At 32.5% G+C, this 17,624-nt stretch carries 14 protein-coding genes; 10 read left to right on the plus strand and 4 right to left on the minus strand.

Features of this window, described 5'->3' with window-relative positions; genetic code table 11:
• The first annotated feature begins 150 nt into the window (after positions 1–150).
• From CLV00_RS15435 to CLV00_RS15470, 8 genes are all read left to right on the plus strand, one after another.
• Positions 151–2,760 carry a zinc-dependent metalloprotease gene (locus CLV00_RS15435; protein WP_099716009.1) on the plus strand — a complete coding sequence of 870 codons (2,610 nt, stop codon included), beginning with the start codon at positions 151–153 and terminating at the stop codon, positions 2,758–2,760.
• Between the two features lie 223 nt (positions 2,761–2,983).
• Positions 2,984–4,708 (plus strand): tetratricopeptide repeat-containing sensor histidine kinase, encoded by a 1,725-nt coding sequence (locus CLV00_RS15440; RefSeq protein WP_143394901.1) that lies wholly within the window; start codon positions 2,984–2,986, stop codon positions 4,706–4,708.
• A gap of 180 nt (positions 4,709–4,888) precedes the next feature.
• The gene (locus CLV00_RS15445) at positions 4,889–6,601 is read left to right on the plus strand and encodes a tetratricopeptide repeat-containing sensor histidine kinase (RefSeq protein ID WP_143394902.1); all 1,713 of its coding nucleotides are present in this window, start codon (positions 4,889–4,891) and stop codon (positions 6,599–6,601) included.
• An 11-nt stretch (positions 6,602–6,612) separates the two neighbouring features.
• The gene (locus CLV00_RS15450) at positions 6,613–7,281 is read left to right on the plus strand and encodes a response regulator transcription factor (RefSeq protein WP_099716012.1); all 669 of its coding nucleotides are present in this window, start codon (positions 6,613–6,615) and stop codon (positions 7,279–7,281) included.
• A gap of 186 nt (positions 7,282–7,467) precedes the next feature.
• Complete coding sequence (locus tag CLV00_RS15455) at positions 7,468–7,755, plus strand: hypothetical protein (RefSeq protein WP_099716013.1); 288 nt, start codon at positions 7,468–7,470, stop codon at positions 7,753–7,755.
• 184 nt (positions 7,756–7,939) lie between these two features.
• Complete coding sequence (locus tag CLV00_RS15460) at positions 7,940–8,245, plus strand: hypothetical protein (RefSeq protein WP_099716014.1); 306 nt, start codon at positions 7,940–7,942, stop codon at positions 8,243–8,245.
• Positions 8,246–8,289: 44 nt separating this feature from the next.
• Entirely contained in the window at positions 8,290–8,553 is a 264-nt protein-coding gene (locus tag CLV00_RS15465; protein WP_099716015.1) for a hypothetical protein, read from the plus strand.
• A gap of 471 nt (positions 8,554–9,024) precedes the next feature.
• Positions 9,025–9,828 (plus strand): endonuclease/exonuclease/phosphatase family protein, encoded by an 804-nt coding sequence (locus tag CLV00_RS15470; protein ID WP_099716016.1) that lies wholly within the window; start codon positions 9,025–9,027, stop codon positions 9,826–9,828.
• A gap of 1 nt (position 9,829) precedes the next feature.
• On the opposite strand, the gene CLV00_RS15475 is transcribed toward CLV00_RS15470, so the two are convergent.
• Together CLV00_RS15475 and CLV00_RS15480 are read right to left on the minus strand one after the other, a co-directional pair.
• Positions 9,830–10,672 carry an isoaspartyl peptidase/L-asparaginase gene (locus CLV00_RS15475; RefSeq protein ID WP_099716017.1) on the minus strand — a complete coding sequence of 281 codons (843 nt, stop codon included), beginning with the start codon at positions 10,670–10,672 and terminating at the stop codon, positions 9,830–9,832.
• A gap of 61 nt (positions 10,673–10,733) precedes the next feature.
• Positions 10,734–11,606: a cyanophycinase gene (locus CLV00_RS15480; protein ID WP_099716018.1), complete on the minus strand. Its 873-nt coding sequence runs from the start codon at positions 11,604–11,606 to the stop codon at positions 10,734–10,736.
• A gap of 263 nt (positions 11,607–11,869) precedes the next feature.
• On the opposite strand from CLV00_RS15480, the gene cphA reads away from it, so the two are divergent.
• Positions 11,870–14,494 carry a cyanophycin synthetase gene (gene cphA, locus CLV00_RS15485; RefSeq protein ID WP_099716019.1) on the plus strand — a complete coding sequence of 875 codons (2,625 nt, stop codon included), beginning with the start codon at positions 11,870–11,872 and terminating at the stop codon, positions 14,492–14,494.
• Positions 14,495–14,621: 127 nt separating this feature from the next.
• Here cphA and CLV00_RS15490 read toward each other — a convergent pair whose 3' ends face one another.
• Positions 14,622–15,881, minus strand: coding sequence for an asparagine synthetase B (locus CLV00_RS15490; protein ID WP_099716020.1), 1,260 nt, complete (start codon positions 15,879–15,881; stop codon positions 14,622–14,624).
• Between the two features lie 346 nt (positions 15,882–16,227).
• Here CLV00_RS15490 and CLV00_RS15495 point away from each other — a divergent pair, with 346 nt between their 5' ends.
• The gene (locus CLV00_RS15495) at positions 16,228–16,908 is read left to right on the plus strand and encodes a DUF547 domain-containing protein (protein ID WP_158234607.1); all 681 of its coding nucleotides are present in this window, start codon (positions 16,228–16,230) and stop codon (positions 16,906–16,908) included.
• A gap of 47 nt (positions 16,909–16,955) precedes the next feature.
• On the opposite strand, the gene CLV00_RS15500 is transcribed toward CLV00_RS15495, so the two are convergent.
• Positions 16,956–17,624, minus strand: a complete 669-nt coding sequence (locus CLV00_RS15500) for a response regulator transcription factor (RefSeq protein ID WP_099716022.1) — start codon at positions 17,622–17,624, stop codon at positions 16,956–16,958.

The following is a 17,624-nucleotide window of genomic DNA, read 5'->3' on the forward strand; positions in this document are numbered from 1 at the left end:
AACCTCAATCGAAAGATTGGGGTTTTTTTGTTTTTAAAATTTATTCTAATTAAAAAACATGCAACTAATATCAAAATTTTATTCTATTTTCGTAAGGATTTTCAAAAAATCAGACGTGATTCCTATCATTTTTCATTAAACTCAAATACTATGACTAAATTGAAATCCACACTGCTTCTTTCTTTAGTGCTTTTATTTATTACAAGTTCTACATTCGCTCAAGAAAAAAACAATCGTAAGAAGAGAAACAAAAAAGAGATTGCAGCTGCAAAATCTGATAGCATTAAGAAGAAAAAAACTGCTACCGTTTCTATAAATGATAAAATAAAAAGCGCTAAAAAAATTGAAGGCTTGTTTACCATGTATCAGGATACCGTTACTGGAAACATGCAACTTTACATTAAGAAAAACCAACTGGATAAGGAATTTATTTATCAAAGCTATTCCATGAATGGACCAACGGCTTTGTTTTTAAATCAAAGTATGCATCGTGCAACAAGTGTTTTCAACATAAAGAAAGCCAATGACAAAATTGAATTTGGATTAGTAAACACCGCTTTTTATTACGACAAAACAAATGCTGTTAGTAAAACTGCGGGTACTGATATTTCGGAAGCAATTTTTCTGGCTGAGAAAATTGTAGCACAAGACAGTACTGGTTTCTTAATTGTTGCTGATGGACTTTTCTTGAGTGAAAAATTAGATCCAGTAAAACCTACGATGCCACCAGGAATACCTCCTGGAGCAATTTTCAACCTGGGTAATTTCAATTCAGCTAAGTCAAAATACCACAGCATCCGATCTTTTCCTAATAATACTGATGTAGTTGTAGATTTGGCTTATGATAATCCAGCACCTTTAAATGGCGGTGGAAATGACATTACTGATGCACGATATGTTCGTGTACGTATGCAACATACGTTTTTAGAAATTCCTGAAAATAATTTCAAATCCAGACAGGATGACCCTCGTATTGGATATTTTGGACAAACTATTAACGACCAAACCAGTATAAAACCAACACCTTATAAAGACATTATCAATCGATGGTATTTGACAAAAAAGGATCCTACGGCAGCTATCAGTGAACCTGTAGAACCCATTGTTTGGTGGGTTGAGAACACAACTCCCGTTGAATATCGTCAAACTATTGTTGAGGCAGGTAATCGTTGGAATCAAGCTTTTGAAAAAGCAGGTTTCAAAAATGCTGTTGTAATGAAAATACAACCAGACTCTGTTGATTGGGATGCAGGAGATGTGCGTTATAACGTTATCCGTTGGGTTGCTTCTGCTAATCCAAATTATGGTGCAATTGGCCCAAGTTTTGCCAATCCACGAACAGGACAAATTTTAGGTTCTGATATTACAGTGGAATGGAGTTCAGGAAGCAGATCTCCAATATATGATGAATTATTTTCGGCGAAAAGCATTCAAAATCAAAATAATCTCAACACCTATTTCCATTCAGATGGGCACCTTTGTACCATGGCAAGCGAACTAAAAAGTCAGTTTTTGACTGGTGCAACTATAGCAGAAGCTTATGATGAAGATCCAAAAACTATTTTAAAAGTTCATAAAGAATTTTTATATTATTTGATCTTACATGAAATGGGTCATACTTTGGGACTAAATCACAATATGAAAGCGAGTCAAATGTTAAGTCCTTCTGAACTTAATGATACATCTATTACAGAAAAAATTGGTTTAATTGGTTCAGTAATGGATTATCCTACTATTAATCTTTCATTGGATAGAACAAAACAAGGAAACTATTTTACAACAAAACCTGGACCATACGATCTTTGGGCCATTGAATATGGATACAAAGAATTCGATGAAAAACTGGAAGACAATGAGTTAAATAAAATTCTTAGCAGAAGTACTGAACCGGGTCTTGCTTTTGGTAATGATGCCGATGATATGAGAGCATCTGGAAAGGCGATTGATCCACATGTAATGGTTGAAGACTTAAGTAGTGATGCAATAGGATATGCCGAAGGCCGATTTAAATTAGTCAACACTGTAATGCCTAAACTTAAAGTAAAATATAGTAAAACTGGACAGAATTATGCAGAAATGCGTTCACGATATAGTATGCTAAATGGGCAAAGAAGAAACATGATTGCTGTGGTAAGCCGCTATGTTGGCGGAGTGTATGTTGACCGAAGTTATGTAGGCCAAAATACAACTGAAAAACCATTCACCCCTGTATCTGAAGCTGAGCAAAAAAGAGCTATTGAAGTATTGAATAAATATGCATTTGCACCAAATGCATTTGACGCTGATGCTTCTTTATATCCGTATTTACAATTGCAAAGACGTGGATTTGGATTTTTCTCTTCTACAGAAGATCCAAAATTGGGTGGTATCTATCTATCAATGCAAACTGATGGAGCGCTTTCACACATTCTCCACCCTACAACATTGCAACGAATTTCTAATACAAGTCTGTACGGCAATACGTATTCAGTAGCAGAGGTTATGAATGATTTAGTTAGCGGAATATTCAAAGCTGATTTAGTTGGAAAAGTGAATATGCAAAGACAATACCTTCAAACTTATTTTGTTAAACAAGCTGTAGAAATTTCGGATATAAATTCTTCCAGAAACTCTTATGATGATATTTCGAAAGCTGCCGCAAGACAAACATTGAAAAAAATTAAATCAATGCTGCTTACAGCAACTTCCATAGACGAAAGTACACGGGCACATCGAGGCAACCTCATTTTCTTAATCGATAATGCTCTTGCCATAAAATAATTTTTTTGAACCATAAAAAACTCTCATTTAGATTCTAAAAAATCGGAATGGGAGTTTTTTTTATGGGATAATTTAGCTTTAAATAATACTGTATAATTGGTTTTAATGGTTTCCCATATAAAGGATGGAATCCGGGATATGAAAATACTCCTAAAAATTAATCAAAATAATAAAACTAGAGTTTATAAACTATAAATTATTACTTTCGGGGAAAGTTATCTTTATGATGCGTTCCCCGATTTTTATATTCCTATTCTCGATATTTATCTATTCTTGTCAAAATGATTTAAAAAACGAATCAGCCTCCAATAAAGGAAATAATATCAGTAAAAATGCTATTCAGGCACGCGAACTATTAGATACAGGCGATAAGTTCTTAGCACTTCAAAAATTTGACAGTGCTTTTCATTACCATAACCGTTCAAAAATACTATATGAATTAGAAAAAGATAGTGCGTCAGTAACCTACAATTTAATTCAAATGGCGCATAGCCAACAAACCTCTGGTGATTATGTTGGAAGTGAAAAAAATTTAATTGAAGCTTTATCCTTTACAGAGCTAAACTCGACTTATAAATCAGCAGCATACAACCTTCTTGGCATTTCTTCAAAAGAACTGTTCAATTATGAAGATGCTTTGTATTATTACAATAAAGCCAAAACTGAAACTAATGATTCGATAGGAAGAATTACTTTTGAAAATAATATTGCTACGGTTTACATCAAAATGAAAAAATACGACTCTTCTATTAAGATATTAGAATCCATTTTGAAATCATCTTATTTAAACACGAACAATAAAAGAAAAGCCAGAGTTCTAGACAATCTAGGCTATTGTTACTTTAAAACAAAACGTAATTCAGAAGGATTACAATTGATGACAAAATCACTATTCATCAGAAAAAGCAATACAGATTTCTATGGAAGTATTGAAAGTAATTTACATTTAGCCGAGTACTATCAAGGAATAAATCCGCAATATGCTAAAACATACGCCAAAGAAGCCTATATAACTGCTACAAAACTCAACAGTATTGATGAAAGATTGAGATCATTGTCTTTTTTAATATCAAATAATTCTGAAAAAAGCACTACTAACTATGCTTTAGACTACATCAGACTTAATGATAGTATTATAAAAGTTCGTAATAATGCCAGAGATCAGTTTATAAAAATCAAATACGATAGTGATCAAAACAGAGAAGAAAATCTAAATCTAAAAACACAAAAGGCAGAAAATGCACTTCTGTTAGAACAACAAAAAAACAGAAATTTATTATTATACTTAGCCGTTGGAATTATAATAATGATAAGTGTTTTTGTCTATAATTATCTGGTAGCAAAAAATAAAAGAGAAAAAATAAAAACCTCTTACAATACTGAAACTCGTATTGCTAAGAAACTTCATGATGAATTAGCTAATGATGTATATCATACAATGGCATTTGCTGAAACTCAAGATTTATCTACCACCCAGAATAAAGAAATATTACTGACCAATCTGGATACTATTTATTCCCGAACACGCAATATATCCCGAGAAAACAGCACCATAGAAACAGGAACATTATTTGTATCTCATTTAAAAGAAATGATGTCCGGATTCATTACGGATAAGGTGAATGTTTTAACCAATGGAATGGATTCAATTGATTGGTTGGTAGTAGAAAGTAATAAAAAAATCATCATTTACCGTGTTATACAAGAATTGCTTGTCAACATGAAAAAGCATAGTCAATGTAGTTTAGTAGTACTGACTTTGAAACAAAATGGAAACAAATTACAGATAGACTACACAGATAACGGAGTTGGGGCAACATTAGAACAATTAAATTCAAAAAATGGACTTCAAAATATTAAAAACCGTATTGAGGCTATAAAAGGAATAATAACTTTTGACACTAAATCAAGTAAAGGATTTAAAGTGCAATTTATCATTCCAATATAGTATTCGGTTCTATGTTTCGTAAAGTTTTAACTAAATTAAAACAATGCAACCATTTAAAACACTGAGGATAATTTAATTGACACATCGAAACTGAAAACTCTAACTCTTCCTGTAAAACTATACTCTAAATTGCTTAGGAGATATATTCAGTATTTTAATTAATTTCTGTATTTTCGGGAAATGATAACAAAAAATCTATGCAAATATATTTCAGTACTAACTATCTTGATCTTCTTGCAATCTTGTGAGAAGAAACAAAATTCTTGGAAAAGATCAAAAGCAGATCGAGTCGAAACGGACAGATATATAGATGCAGGAGATAGCCTTTTAAAAAAATGGGATTACGATAAAGCCTATTACTATTATTCTAAAGCTAAATTATCTGCTGAATCAAAAAAAGACACTTCTCGAATGATTCTTTCATTAATAAATTTAGCAACAATCCATTATACCCAAACTGATTATAGTGGAGCTGAAACTGTAGTGATTGAAACTATTCCATTACTTGAAACAAAAAAAGATCACTCTTACAACTTTGACTTAAACCTAACTTTAGGAAATATTTATTCAAACACTTTCGATTATGAGAATGCTATATATTGTTATAATAAAGCATCACTTATCAAAACAACAACTCCTATTGAAAAATTAGTTTCTTTAAATAATATTGCAGTTGTATATCTACAAATGAAAGAATTTAAAAAAGCGATTACTATACTAGAGCCTTTAATTACTAAAAAAGAAATCTTGAATGACTCCTCTAACTATTCAAGAATTTTGACAAACTTAGGGTATTGTTATTTTAAAACAGGTAATGCTAAAGCGTTAAATTATTTAAACAAATCACTTCAAATAAGACTTAAAAGAAATGATATTGGTAAAATATCAAGCTACGCTTATCTATCCGAATATTACCAAAAAACGAATAAAAATTTAGCAAATGAATATGCATTATTAGCGTATGATGCTGCTACAAAATTAAAATGCCCAGATGACCGTCTTTACAGCTTAAAATTATTAATACAAAACAGTTCAGCAAATAAATCAAAAGAATATTCTCTAAAATACCTACATATTAATGACAGTATCACTAAAGTAAGACAAAAGGCTAAAAATCAATTTGCTAAAATCAAATACGATTCAAAAAAAGAAAAAGATGAAAATCTGAAATTAAAAGCCCAAAAAACACTTCAATTAGAACATCAAAAAAAGAGAAATCTAGTGTTATATACAGTTGTGGGAATCATTATTGCAATAAGTATTTTTATAACTAATCTCCTTTTAGCCAGAAATAAAAGAGAAAAAATTAAAGCTTCCTATACTACTGAAATTCGAATTGCTAAAAAACTTCACGATGAATTAGCAAATGATGTATATCATACCATGGCATTTGCTGAAACTCAAGATTTATCAACAACACATAATAAAGAAATATTAATTTCCAATCTAGACACCATTTATTCAAGAACTCGAAATATCTCCAGAGAAAACAATGCTATGGAAACTGGACCGTTATTTATATCTGATTTGAAAGAAATGATGTCCGGTTTTAATACTCAAGAAGTAAATGTGATAACTAATGGAATGGATTCTATCAATTGGATGAAAATAGAAAGTAACAAAAAAATCATCATTTATCGTGTTATCCAAGAATTGCTAGTCAACATGAAAAAACATAGTCAATGCAGTTTAGTTGTTCTAACTTTTAAAAAAATAGGAGACAAATTACAAATAGACTACACTGATAACGGGGTCGGAGCAACTATAAAACAATTAAATTCAAAAAATGGACTTCAAAATGTGGAAAACCGTATTCAGGCCATAAAAGGATTAATTAATTTTGACACTAAATCAAATAAAGGATTTAAAGTGCAATTTATTATTCCAATATAATACTCGATTCTATGTTCCATAAAGTTTTAATAGCCGAAGATTTAGACAGTATTAGTATAGCAGTTGTTCAAGCTCTGGAAGAAATTTCTATCTTAGAAATTAATCATGCCAAATACTGTGATGATGCTTTTTTAAAAATAAAAAAAGCACTTCATGACAATCAGCCCTATGACTTATTAATTAGTGATTTATCATTTAAACCTGACCATCGAGAAAACAGACTAAACTCAGGCGAAGAACTAATTGAGGCAGTAAAAAAAGCACAACCGGATATCAAGACTATAGTATTCTCCATAGAAGACAAATCTTTCAGAATAAAATCACTATTCAATAACTTGGGAATTAATGCCTATGTATCTAAAGGGAGAGACAGTATTCCTGAGCTAAAGAAAGCGATACAACGCATTTATAATAATGAAGAAATTAAACCTTCAGCTGAAATATCTCATGCATTAAGAGACAAATCGCTATTTGAAATTGAATCCTATGACATTTCACTATTAAAATCATTATCTAAAGGTTTGACTCTTGAAGATATTTCATCAGAATTTAAACATTCAGGAATCATCCCAAATGGTAGCAGCAGTCTCGAAAAACGAATCAACAGATTAAAAATATACTTCAAAGCCAGTAATAATGTGCATCTTATTGCTATTACCAAAGATTTAGGCTTAGTTTAAGCTAATTTTTCTCCAATAAAAACGGTGCAACAATCAATAAAATTCGTTAAAGAAAATCGCAATTTCAAATCTTAGAAATTGGATATCATTTAATTTTTTAAAATAATTACCTCTTTTACGGTTTCCCGTAAAGAAATGGTTTTTAAAGATATTAGGTTTGGCTAATAAAACTTTAAATCATATAAAATGGCAGATTTCACGAGAGAAGACTTAGCATTTACTGGATATTCACAAACTATAAATGCTGACGATTATCCTAAAACTATCGAAGTTCTTGATAGGATTTATGTTGATAAAACAGAAGAATTTGAAGTAATTCATTTCTGTAATCAGTTTCTAAAGAAATATAAAGTTCCTCAAACCAAAGCAAGTTTTCAAAAAGCAGAAAGCTTTTTACAACATCCCTCTTTGGAAAATGAAATCTACCGATCTCAATTATTAGACTGGATTGCAAGCAATTGGATAAAAATATAATAGCCGTTTATTTCAATGCACTAAATTCAGAATTTCAGAATATTTTATAAGCACGAGAGCTTATAAAGTATTGTGGTGTTTTTTTCAATGGTTTACGGGTTCCCGTAAGGTAATCTCTTTTATCAAACTTACTTTTGAGAAGATAAAAAATCCAAATCATTTTCAAAAAAATAATTTTTAGGTCATGACGAGAAACGAAACTATATCCATTCTGAACGTATCAGAAAAAAATAAAGAGGAATTAATTCTAGATAAATGGGATGAAAAACTAAATGACTATGATAATTATGTCAAAGAATATCTCATACATTATAAAAAATCTCTTAAAGGGAATATGGCTTCATTATCAAAATACCCTTATTTAAAAGTAAAATCTGAAAGCTTAAGCAAAAAATTGAATAAAGGAATCAAGAAAGAGTTATTGACGAAAAAGCAACTCACAAAGGTTTTTAAAATTCGAAAAAAAATCGTGAATGCATGTTGTAATTAATATAGTCTTTAAAAACAAATGAAAAAATTATAATTCTAGGACTCTTGTTATTCATAGCATTATTCTCTTATACTTCAAAAAAGCAACCCGAAAAACAAAGGAATACACAAAATAAATATGATGCTAATGAAAGGCAACTGATAATCAATAGAAGGGATTATCCATTAAATAAATTTGATGAACCAATAAAAAGCACCATAGACATTTCTGCTAAACAACGTCCGGTAAAACATTTTTCCAGACATCGAAAAGGAAAAATTATCTACATAAAAAACCAAACAAAAACTCAAACTATTGATATTAAATAAAACGGTTTTTGTTTTTTATCTCAAATGAGGAAAACCGTAAAATAATATTCTTTTAAGCATGTAGTTTTACACTAATAAAATTAAATCAATGAAGTCATTACTTATTTTGAAATCTAATCTATTATACGCTGCACATATTGCAATAATTCTTTTTGGCTCTATATGCATCATCTATTTAGTCTATAAAATTTGGAAAAGGAGATAAGAATAAAAGAAACTTTATTTTTATCGTTTAGGTTTATAAAAGGAAGATTCATTAATTTGTAAATTCAAAAGCTTAAAATTACACCACAAAAATTTCAAAGTTATTTCACTATTTTTGCTGTTAAATCAGTTTAGTCAGAAAGGTAATAAAGAGAAAAATCAAAGCAAAATATACTCTATTCATAATTTAATATGAGCTCCAACAATTGCTGACAGTTAATTTCGTTATTGTTTAACTAAATAACTTAAAAATACAATCCCCTAAAATTGAAATCCCTCTTTTCTCTACTACTATTTCTTATTTCAACCTTTTGTTTCTCACAAACCAAACTCCTTTCTTGGAACATAGAAAACCTTGGTAAATCTAAATCAGATGAAACGATAAACTATATCGCCAATACACTTCGTGATTACGATATCATTGCAATCCAAGAGGTTGTAGCGGGTTATGGCGGTGCTCAAGCAGTAACGCGATTAGCAGATGAACTCAACCGCAAAGGAGCCAAATGGGATTATGTAATCAGCGACCCAACCAGTAGTAGTGCATACAAAACGGAACGCTATGCTTTTATATGGAAAACGAGCAAATTGAAAAAGATAGGTAGCGCTTGGCTCGAAAAAAAATACCATTTAGAGATTGATAGAGAACCGTATTTTTGCACGTTTCAATATGAAAACAAGCAATTTACTGTCGTTAATTTTCATGCTATCACTAAAAATAGACAACCTGAAACCGAAATAAAATACTTTAAGTTTTTACCCGATGAATACCCCAACTTGAATTTAATATTTGCAGGAGATTTCAATTGTCCGCAATCGCACACGGTTTTTAATCCTTTGAAAAAAATGGGATATCAATCGATTTTAGTCAACCAGAAAACCTCTTTGAAACAAGAATGTAAAAATGGTAAATGTCTAGCATCCGAATTTGACAATATGTACTACAGAACTTCAAAAATCAATACTATAAATTCAGGAATTATCCCTTTTCATAAAAACTTTAATTCATTAAAAGAAGCTAGAATAATATCAGATCATATTCCTATTTGGTTTGAATTTTCTTTGAATTAAATTAATCGAAAACTTCAAAATTATCTCCGTCAAAACTGGCAAAAACCATGCTGGGATGTGAATCCTGATGAAACATATTTCCCTTATTATCGATAGCAATTGCACCAGCAAAACCATCATAAGGCTTTAATTCATTGAATGTTTTAGCAAAGGCATCTTGCAATGTAAAACCATCAGTAACACGAGTCACGATTTTAGCAGCGGTGGCATTACTCACAATGTCCTCGCCTACTCCTGTCAAGCTCACTCCGCAAAATGTATTGGCATAATTTCCCGCTACTGTAGCCGAATCTGAAATGCGTCCCGGAATTTCAAAACCTTTACCTCCTGTGGAAGTAGCAACAGCAATTTTTCCATTAGTATCCAAAGCTACACAACCCACAGTTCCGGTTCCTAGAGATTTTAGCTTTGCTTCATATTCAGCTAGACGTTGTGGAATCTCAGCTGAAAAAGCTTCAAAACCATTCTCCCTTGCAAAATTCGTTGCTCCGCTTCCACCTAAAACCCTGTCGTCATAATTCATCAATACTTGAGCAACCTGAACTGGATTTTTCACTTCTTCAATATTGATAACACCACTCATTTTCTGAGTTTCTCCATCCATAACAGCAGCGCTCATCCTTATTTTTCCATCACTTTGAATTTGGGAACCAATTCCCGCATTAAACAATTCATCGTCTTCCAAAAGTGACACTGCATAAACAACCGTTTCCAAAGCCGAATGTGTTTTTAAAAAATCGTACGAATCTTTTACAATTCGCTCTAATGCATTTTGTTTGGCAACTTTTGTTTCGTGATTAGTGGATGATTCCGAAAAAAAACCTCCATGTATAATTAGTTTCATAATGTATTGGGTGCAGCTTCCGTATTTCGACAGTTATCTAAATACTGAAAGGCTTTCTTATTTATACGTAGTGTGAAGATTGAATGTGCATTTTATGCGTTTCGAGATTATAAGTATCAAATTTACTCATAACGTGCGTTACCAAATGTGAGATTGATATCGGCTGACCTAATTCAACTTTTGTCAAATTAGTGTCTTTTATTTCACGACCATCCACCAAAATAACTAATCCGGAACCTATAGCTTCCATTTGAGTATTATTGGTAATTAACAAACCAGTATCTTCTCCAAGTCCTATTCCCAATACTCTTGGATTACCAACAACAGCTTGAAAAAGCCTGCCAATTCTCCCGCGTTGTACAAAATGGGTATCGATAATAACACCATCAATTAAGCCTAATCCACTTGAAATTTTCACTTCGCCTTTCAATAAAGCTTCAGAACTGCTGCCTTGATAAATCATATTATTAGATGCCGCAGCTGCTCCTGCTGAAGTTCCGGCATAGATAAACTCTTCATTATGGTATTTATCCAGTAAAATATCATGAAATGGTGTTCCGCCAAGAATAGATGTCAATCGCAATTGATCGCCTCCGGTAAACATAACAATATCTGCAGCTTTTAATCGGGCTAAAACTTCCTCATCAGCTGCTTGTTCCCGTCTTTCTATAGTAAGTATATCTACATTTTTAGCATTCAAATATTCAAATGCCTTAACATATTCTGGACCTATTTCGCGCGGAATAATTGAAGCGGTTGTAATGACTTCTATTCGTGAATTCTCTTTGTGTTTTGACTCGTTTAATATCCTTTTTAAAATGCCTGCTTCAAAAAAGTTTAAATTGCTAGTTGCATTTTTATCTAAATCAGTTTCAGTAAAACTTCCTTTATCTACCGCACCTCCTATTATTATTAGTTTTCCTAGTATATTCATTTTGTAAAAATAACCAAAAAGATAAAAGAAGCCATTGAACTAGGCTTTTTTTTTAAATTATCACAAACTCAATATTTATTGTTTATTTTTAAGGTAATAAATTTTGATTCCTATTTTTAAAAAACTACTTTAGTTGGATTCTATACTTTTTTTTAAAAAAAATACCGTCTCAAATCAGCTCTTTTCCTAAGTTAGAATCTATTTCATTTAAAATTAAGTCATTACATATCCATTTTTTAGTTCAAAAATAATCTTTCCGTTTTATGAAAATAATTAAAGTACAAGCACTTCGTGGCCCCAATATTTGGAGTATCCAAAGAAAAAAATTAATCCAAATGCGATTGGATTTGGAAGAAATGGAACAGTTTCCTACTAATAAAATAGAAGGATTTAGAGAACGCATCGAAGCTATGTTTCCTACGATGATTGAGCACCGTTGTTCCGAAGGGTGTCGTGGCGGATTTTTTTCCAGAGTAGAACGAGGTACTTGGATGGGACATGTTATTGAGCATATTGCCCTTGAAATTCAATCTTTGGCTGGTATGGAAACTGGTTTTGGAAGGACTCGAGAAACCAAAACTCCCGGAACCTATAATGTAGTCTTTAGTTATACCGAAGAAAATGTGGGGCTTTTTGCTGCAGAATCTTCTGTTGCCATTGCTGAAGCATTAATTGCCGGAACAGATTATGATTTGAATGCCGACTTACAGAAAATGCGTGAAATACGCGAACGCGTTAGACTAGGACCAAGTACCGGAAGTATTGTAGAAGAAGCCGTTTCCAGAAATATTCCTTGGATACGATTAGGAACAAATTCTTTGGTTCAATTAGGATATGGAATTAACCAAATGCGTTTTCAGGCAACAATCACCTGTAAAACAAGTAGTATTGCGGTTGATATTGCCTGCAATAAAGAACTTACCAAAAAAATGTTGGACATGGCATCCATTCCTGTTGCCAGCGGAAGTATTTGTGTTGACGAAGACGACTTGGCTGAGACCATAAAAAAAATTGGTTACCCAATCGTGTTAAAACCATTGGATGGAAACCACGGAAAAGGTGCTTCAATCAATGTCACGAATTGGGAAGATGCCGTTTCTGGCTTGGCTTTCGCCAAAGAATACAGCAAACGAATCATTGTTGAGAAATTCATTACCGGCTTCGACTTTAGAATATTGGTAATTGATAATAAATTAGTTGCTGCTGCAAAACGAGTTCCTGCTCATGTAATTGGAAACGGAACGGATACCATTCAGCAATTAATTGAAACTACGAATCTGGATCCAAGAAGAGGTTACGGTCATGAAAATGTACTGACACAAATTGATGTCGATAGAGATACCGAAGATTTATTGGAAAAACTAGGCTACACATTAGAAACCATTCCTAGAATTGGTGAAATTGTATTCTTAAAATCTACAGCAAATTTAAGCACAGGCGGAACTTCTGTGGATGTTACCGATATGATGCACCCTGAAAATATATTTCTTGCCGAAAGAATTTCAAGAGTAATTGGACTCGATGTGTGTGGTGTCGATATTATGGCAGAAAATTTAACCCAACCGTTAAAAGAAAATGGCGGTGTAATTCTGGAAGTCAATGCGGCTCCTGGATTTAGAATGCACCTTGCTCCTTCTGAAGGATTGCCAAGAAACGTTGCCTCGCCCGTAATTGATATGTTATACCCACCGGGAAAATCCTGTCGCATTCCTATAATTGCTGTTACAGGAACCAATGGAAAAACGACCACTACCCGACTTTTGGCTCATATTGTAAAAAATAATGGATTCAAAGTAGGATTCACCACATCCGATGGGATTTATATTCAAAACCATATGATGGAAAAAGGTGATACTACCGGGCCTATTAGTGCTGAATATGTTTTGAGAGATCCAACTGTAGAATTTGCCGTTTTAGAAACCGCTCGAGGAGGAATCCTTCGTTCCGGTTTGGGTTTTAGCAGTTGTGATATTGGAATTATTACTAACATTCAAGAAGATCATTTGGGTTTAAGTGACATTCACACGTTAGATGATTTGGCCAGAGTAAAAGCTACGGTTGTCAAAAGCATCAAGAAAAATGGTTGGGCAGTTTTGAATGGAGACGATGAACATTGTGTAAAAATAGGTCAAGATTTGAATTGCAATGTCGCTTATTTTAGTTTGAGCGAAGACAGTGATTTTATCAAAAAACTTTCTGCCGAAGGTAAAACAGTTGCTGTATATGAAAATGGATACATTACCATCAAAAAAGGAGAATGGAAAATCCGAATCGAACGCGCCACTCACGTTCCATTAACATTAGGCGGAAAAGCAAAATTCATGATTGCCAATGTCCTTGCGGCCACTTTAGCGAGTTATTTGTGGGGATTTAAAACCGAAGATATCAGCCTTTCATTACAAACTTTTATTCCAAGTGCTGCACAAACTCCGGGTCGTATGAATATATTTGAGTTCAAAAAATTCAAAGTATTGATTGACTTTGCCCACAATGCTTCCGGTTATAAAGGTGTTGAAGAATATTTACAAAGTGTTGAAGCCACAAAAAAAATAGGAATTATTGCCGGTGTTGGAGACCGTCGTGATGAAGATATCAAAGAATGCGCCTCGATAGCCGCCCGAATGTTTGACCATATTATCATTCGTCAAGAAAAATATCTGAGAGGAAGAACCGAAGATGAAATCATTAATTTAATCCTCGACGGAATTAAAAAATCAGGCAAAACTGTTACCTATGAAATTATCCCTAAAGAAACTGAAGCGATAAAACACGCTATAAATTGTGCCGAAGAAGGAAGTTTCATCACCGCTTTAAGCGATGTTGTCACTAATGCCATCGATATTGTACAAGAATATTTAGACAAAGAAAACGAACACGGAATCGTATAGTTTTTTCAGGAGCTAATCCTGCTGTCCGTTATATCTTTCTCTGCCTAAAAAGGCAAAGAAAGGATGTCACTGCCATCAGGGCTAAAAACACAAAAGCCAATCGATTACGATTGGCTTTTGTATTATACTACGTTTTCAATTTTTTCTTTCTCGCTGCAGGAAACAATACATTATTCAGAATCAAACGATATCCCGGCGAATTAGGATGCAAATCCAAAACCGTTGGTGGATCGCCCACTTGGTGCTGAAAATCTTCTGGGTCGTGACCACCATAAAACGTGAACATTCCCTTCCCTTTTTGCCCATGAATGTAACGTGCTTCACCATTAACCTCGCAAGTACCCATCACCAGAATATTCGACTTAATTAAAGGAATATCAAATGCGGTGGTTTGCCCCATGAACCCTTTTACGAGTTGGGTATGATTTTGACAAAGCATACTAGGAATTGGATCCCATTTTGCCGAAAATTCCATTAAAGTAAAATAATCTTTCTCCATAGGAACTCTTCGTTTCGAAGTCATATCAATATCTGAAAATTCATATTGTTCCGGTCTTCTTTCTAAAGTAAAATCTTTGAAAGCAAATGAATTACTGTAATTCATTTTTGATTGGTAATTTCCTTCACTCGGGTCTCCATCAAACATGGTTTCACAAATATCAACACCATCCGCTGCCAAAGCAATATCAAAACTATCCGTTGCAGAACACATGGCAAACATAAACCCACCACCTATGACAAAATCCCTGATTTTTTTAGCAACAGCTCCTTTTTCTTGAGACACTTTAGGAAATCCTAATTTACTTGCCAGTGTTTCTGAATCTTTCTTTTGCTCGATATACCAAGGTGCATTTTTATAAGCTCCATAAAACTTACCATATTGTCCAGTAAAATCCTCATGATGCAAGTGCAACCAATCATAAAGTAACAATTGATCACTCAAAACTTCTTCATCATAAATTGGAGTAAAAGGAATTTCTGCATAAGTCAGTACCATCGTCACCGCATCGTCCCAAGGTTGTTTTCCTTTTGGGGTATAAACAGCAATTTTAGGTGCTTTTTCCAGTACAACAGATTCCATATTTTGGGAAGGACTGGATATTTCATTCAGGATTGCCAATTCATCACCATCGGAAATAACCTCAAAACTCACTCCCCTAATTTGACATTCTTTGCGAATTTCCTCCGCATCAGGTAATAAAAAAGAACCTCCTCGATAGTTAAGCAACCAACTGGCTTTATAATTTTTATCCAAACACCAGTATGTAATTCCGTATGCTTTTAGATGATTCTGTTGACTCGTTTCATCCATTGGCAACAAAATAAAAGAAGCTTTTGCTGTTATACTCAGCAAAAAAATAAGAATATATAGAAATGGTTTCGACATCGATTTTTAATTTTTATACCTCAAAGATAGAAAGTAAGCTATTCAAATACATGAAATTTAACGATTAAATCTATTCTAAAAATAAGTTTATAGACAAAACACGTAAAAATACGCATAGCCAAACAATTTCCTATTCCTAAATTCGCAGATATCCTATAATCAATGAAGATGAAAAATTTAACAATGAATTCTACCGAAAAAAATAGACCTGTCAATATTAAGAATCTTATAAAAAATGTTGCAATAGTCTTTTTAATAATACTTATCATTACTTTCTATGTTTTGTGTTATCAGCTTATCTTCAATTAATATTTCTTTTAAGTTATAAATACAATACCCCATTATTGTGAAAAATTATTACACAACTTTATCAGAAGAAATTCTTTCTCTTGCAAAATCAGGGAAAGATACTGTCACCTTGCGGAGACAACTTTTTTACATCAGACAAGCAAAACTTGAAAAAAGTTTAAATACAGATGATTTAAAAAAGACTTTTTGGATAAATATCTATAATGCTTTTTACCTCATCAACTTAAAAGAAACAAAACAAGGAAAAGAAATTTTCAATTTGAAAAGAATCAAAATTGCACGCGCCATATTTTCATTAAATGATATTGAACACGGTATTTTAAGAAAATATAAATTTAGAATTGGTTTTGGATATATTACGAATCCATTCTACTCTGATTTTATAAAAACCTTAGCTGTAAGCAAAGTCGATTACAGAATCCATTTTGCATTGAGAAGTATTAATTTGGAGAAAAAAACTATTGATTATTTCGATTGTGAAGAAATTGAGAAACAACTTACTATCGTTACCAAAGATTTCATTCGTCTGGAAACTGAATTTGATAATGAGTCTAAAACAATTAGAGCTTCCGATTTTTTATTGTCTTATTTGAGAGATTTTGGTGGAAAAAAATCTGTAAAAAAATTATTGGAAACAGTTTTCGAAAGGGATTTAAAGGAATACAAACTCCGATTTAAAACCTACAAAAAGACAGAAAAATTACAGAGGGTTTCTTGATACAAACATTGAAAAAAAGAAATTAACTCCACGATTCCTTTATAGAATTAATCGTTCAGCAACATCAATTCGTTCTGAACGGCATAAACCACTAAACCGGCAATGTTTCTGGATTCGGTTTTCAGCAACAAATTATTTCTATGTCCTTCTACTGTTCTCGGACTTATAAAAAGTTGCTCAGCAATTTCCACCGTACTTTTTTGAATACAAATAAGTTTAAGCACTTCAATCTCTCGTGGACTAAGAAAGTTGCTGTCAAAATTACTCTTGGTCTTCTTATTAGTCAATACATCAGCCTGAATTATTTTCATGACATAATCCGTGTAATAAAATCCCTTTGAGGCGACTTCTTTAATTGTAGTCAGTAATTCTTGTGGCGTTGCATTTTTTATCAAATACGAAACAGCACCTACATCAATCATATTAGCCACAAAAGATTTCGAATCATAACTGGTCAGAGCGATGATTTTTAGTTCCGGAAATTCCTTTCGAATAATCTTAGTTGCCTCAACTCCATTTATTATTGGCATTTTTAAATCCATGATAATAATATCAGGATGATTATCTTTATTGTTTTGGAGAAAAGAAATCAATTCATCACCATTAGAAGCTTCAAAAATAATCTCAATATTTGTTTCGCGTCCCAATAAAAAAGAGATTCCTTTTCTAAAAAGAATCTCGTCATCCACTAATATTATTTTTATAGTTTTGTTCAT

The sequence above is a fragment of the Flavobacterium sp. 11 genome (assembly GCF_002754315.1).
Lineage (GTDB): Bacteria > Bacteroidota > Bacteroidia > Flavobacteriales > Flavobacteriaceae > Flavobacterium > Flavobacterium algoritolerans.

Excerpts from the sequence above, each read along its gene's own strand:
- CLV00_RS15450 (WP_099716012.1), top strand. The coding sequence starts at position 6,613 with ATGTTCCATAAAGTTTTAATAGCCGAAGATTTAGACAGTATTAGTATA.
- CLV00_RS15460 (WP_099716014.1), top strand. The coding sequence starts at position 7,940 with ATGACGAGAAACGAAACTATATCCATTCTGAACGTATCAGAAAAAAAT.
- CLV00_RS15440 (WP_143394901.1), top strand. The coding sequence starts at position 2,984 with ATGATGCGTTCCCCGATTTTTATATTCCTATTCTCGATATTTATCTAT.
- cphA (WP_099716019.1), top strand. The coding sequence starts at position 11,870 with ATGAAAATAATTAAAGTACAAGCACTTCGTGGCCCCAATATTTGGAGT.
- CLV00_RS15445 (WP_143394902.1), top strand. The coding sequence starts at position 4,889 with ATGATAACAAAAAATCTATGCAAATATATTTCAGTACTAACTATCTTG.
- CLV00_RS15455 (WP_099716013.1), top strand. The coding sequence starts at position 7,468 with ATGGCAGATTTCACGAGAGAAGACTTAGCATTTACTGGATATTCACAA.
- CLV00_RS15480 (WP_099716018.1), bottom strand. The coding sequence starts at position 11,606 with ATGAATATACTAGGAAAACTAATAATAATAGGAGGTGCGGTAGATAAA.
- CLV00_RS15435 (WP_099716009.1), top strand. The coding sequence starts at position 151 with ATGACTAAATTGAAATCCACACTGCTTCTTTCTTTAGTGCTTTTATTT.
- CLV00_RS15490 (WP_099716020.1), bottom strand. The coding sequence starts at position 15,881 with ATGTCGAAACCATTTCTATATATTCTTATTTTTTTGCTGAGTATAACA.
- CLV00_RS15500 (WP_099716022.1), bottom strand. The coding sequence starts at position 17,624 with ATGAACAAAACTATAAAAATAATATTAGTGGATGACGAGATTCTTTTT.
- CLV00_RS15475 (WP_099716017.1), bottom strand. The coding sequence starts at position 10,672 with ATGAAACTAATTATACATGGAGGTTTTTTTTCGGAATCATCCACTAAT.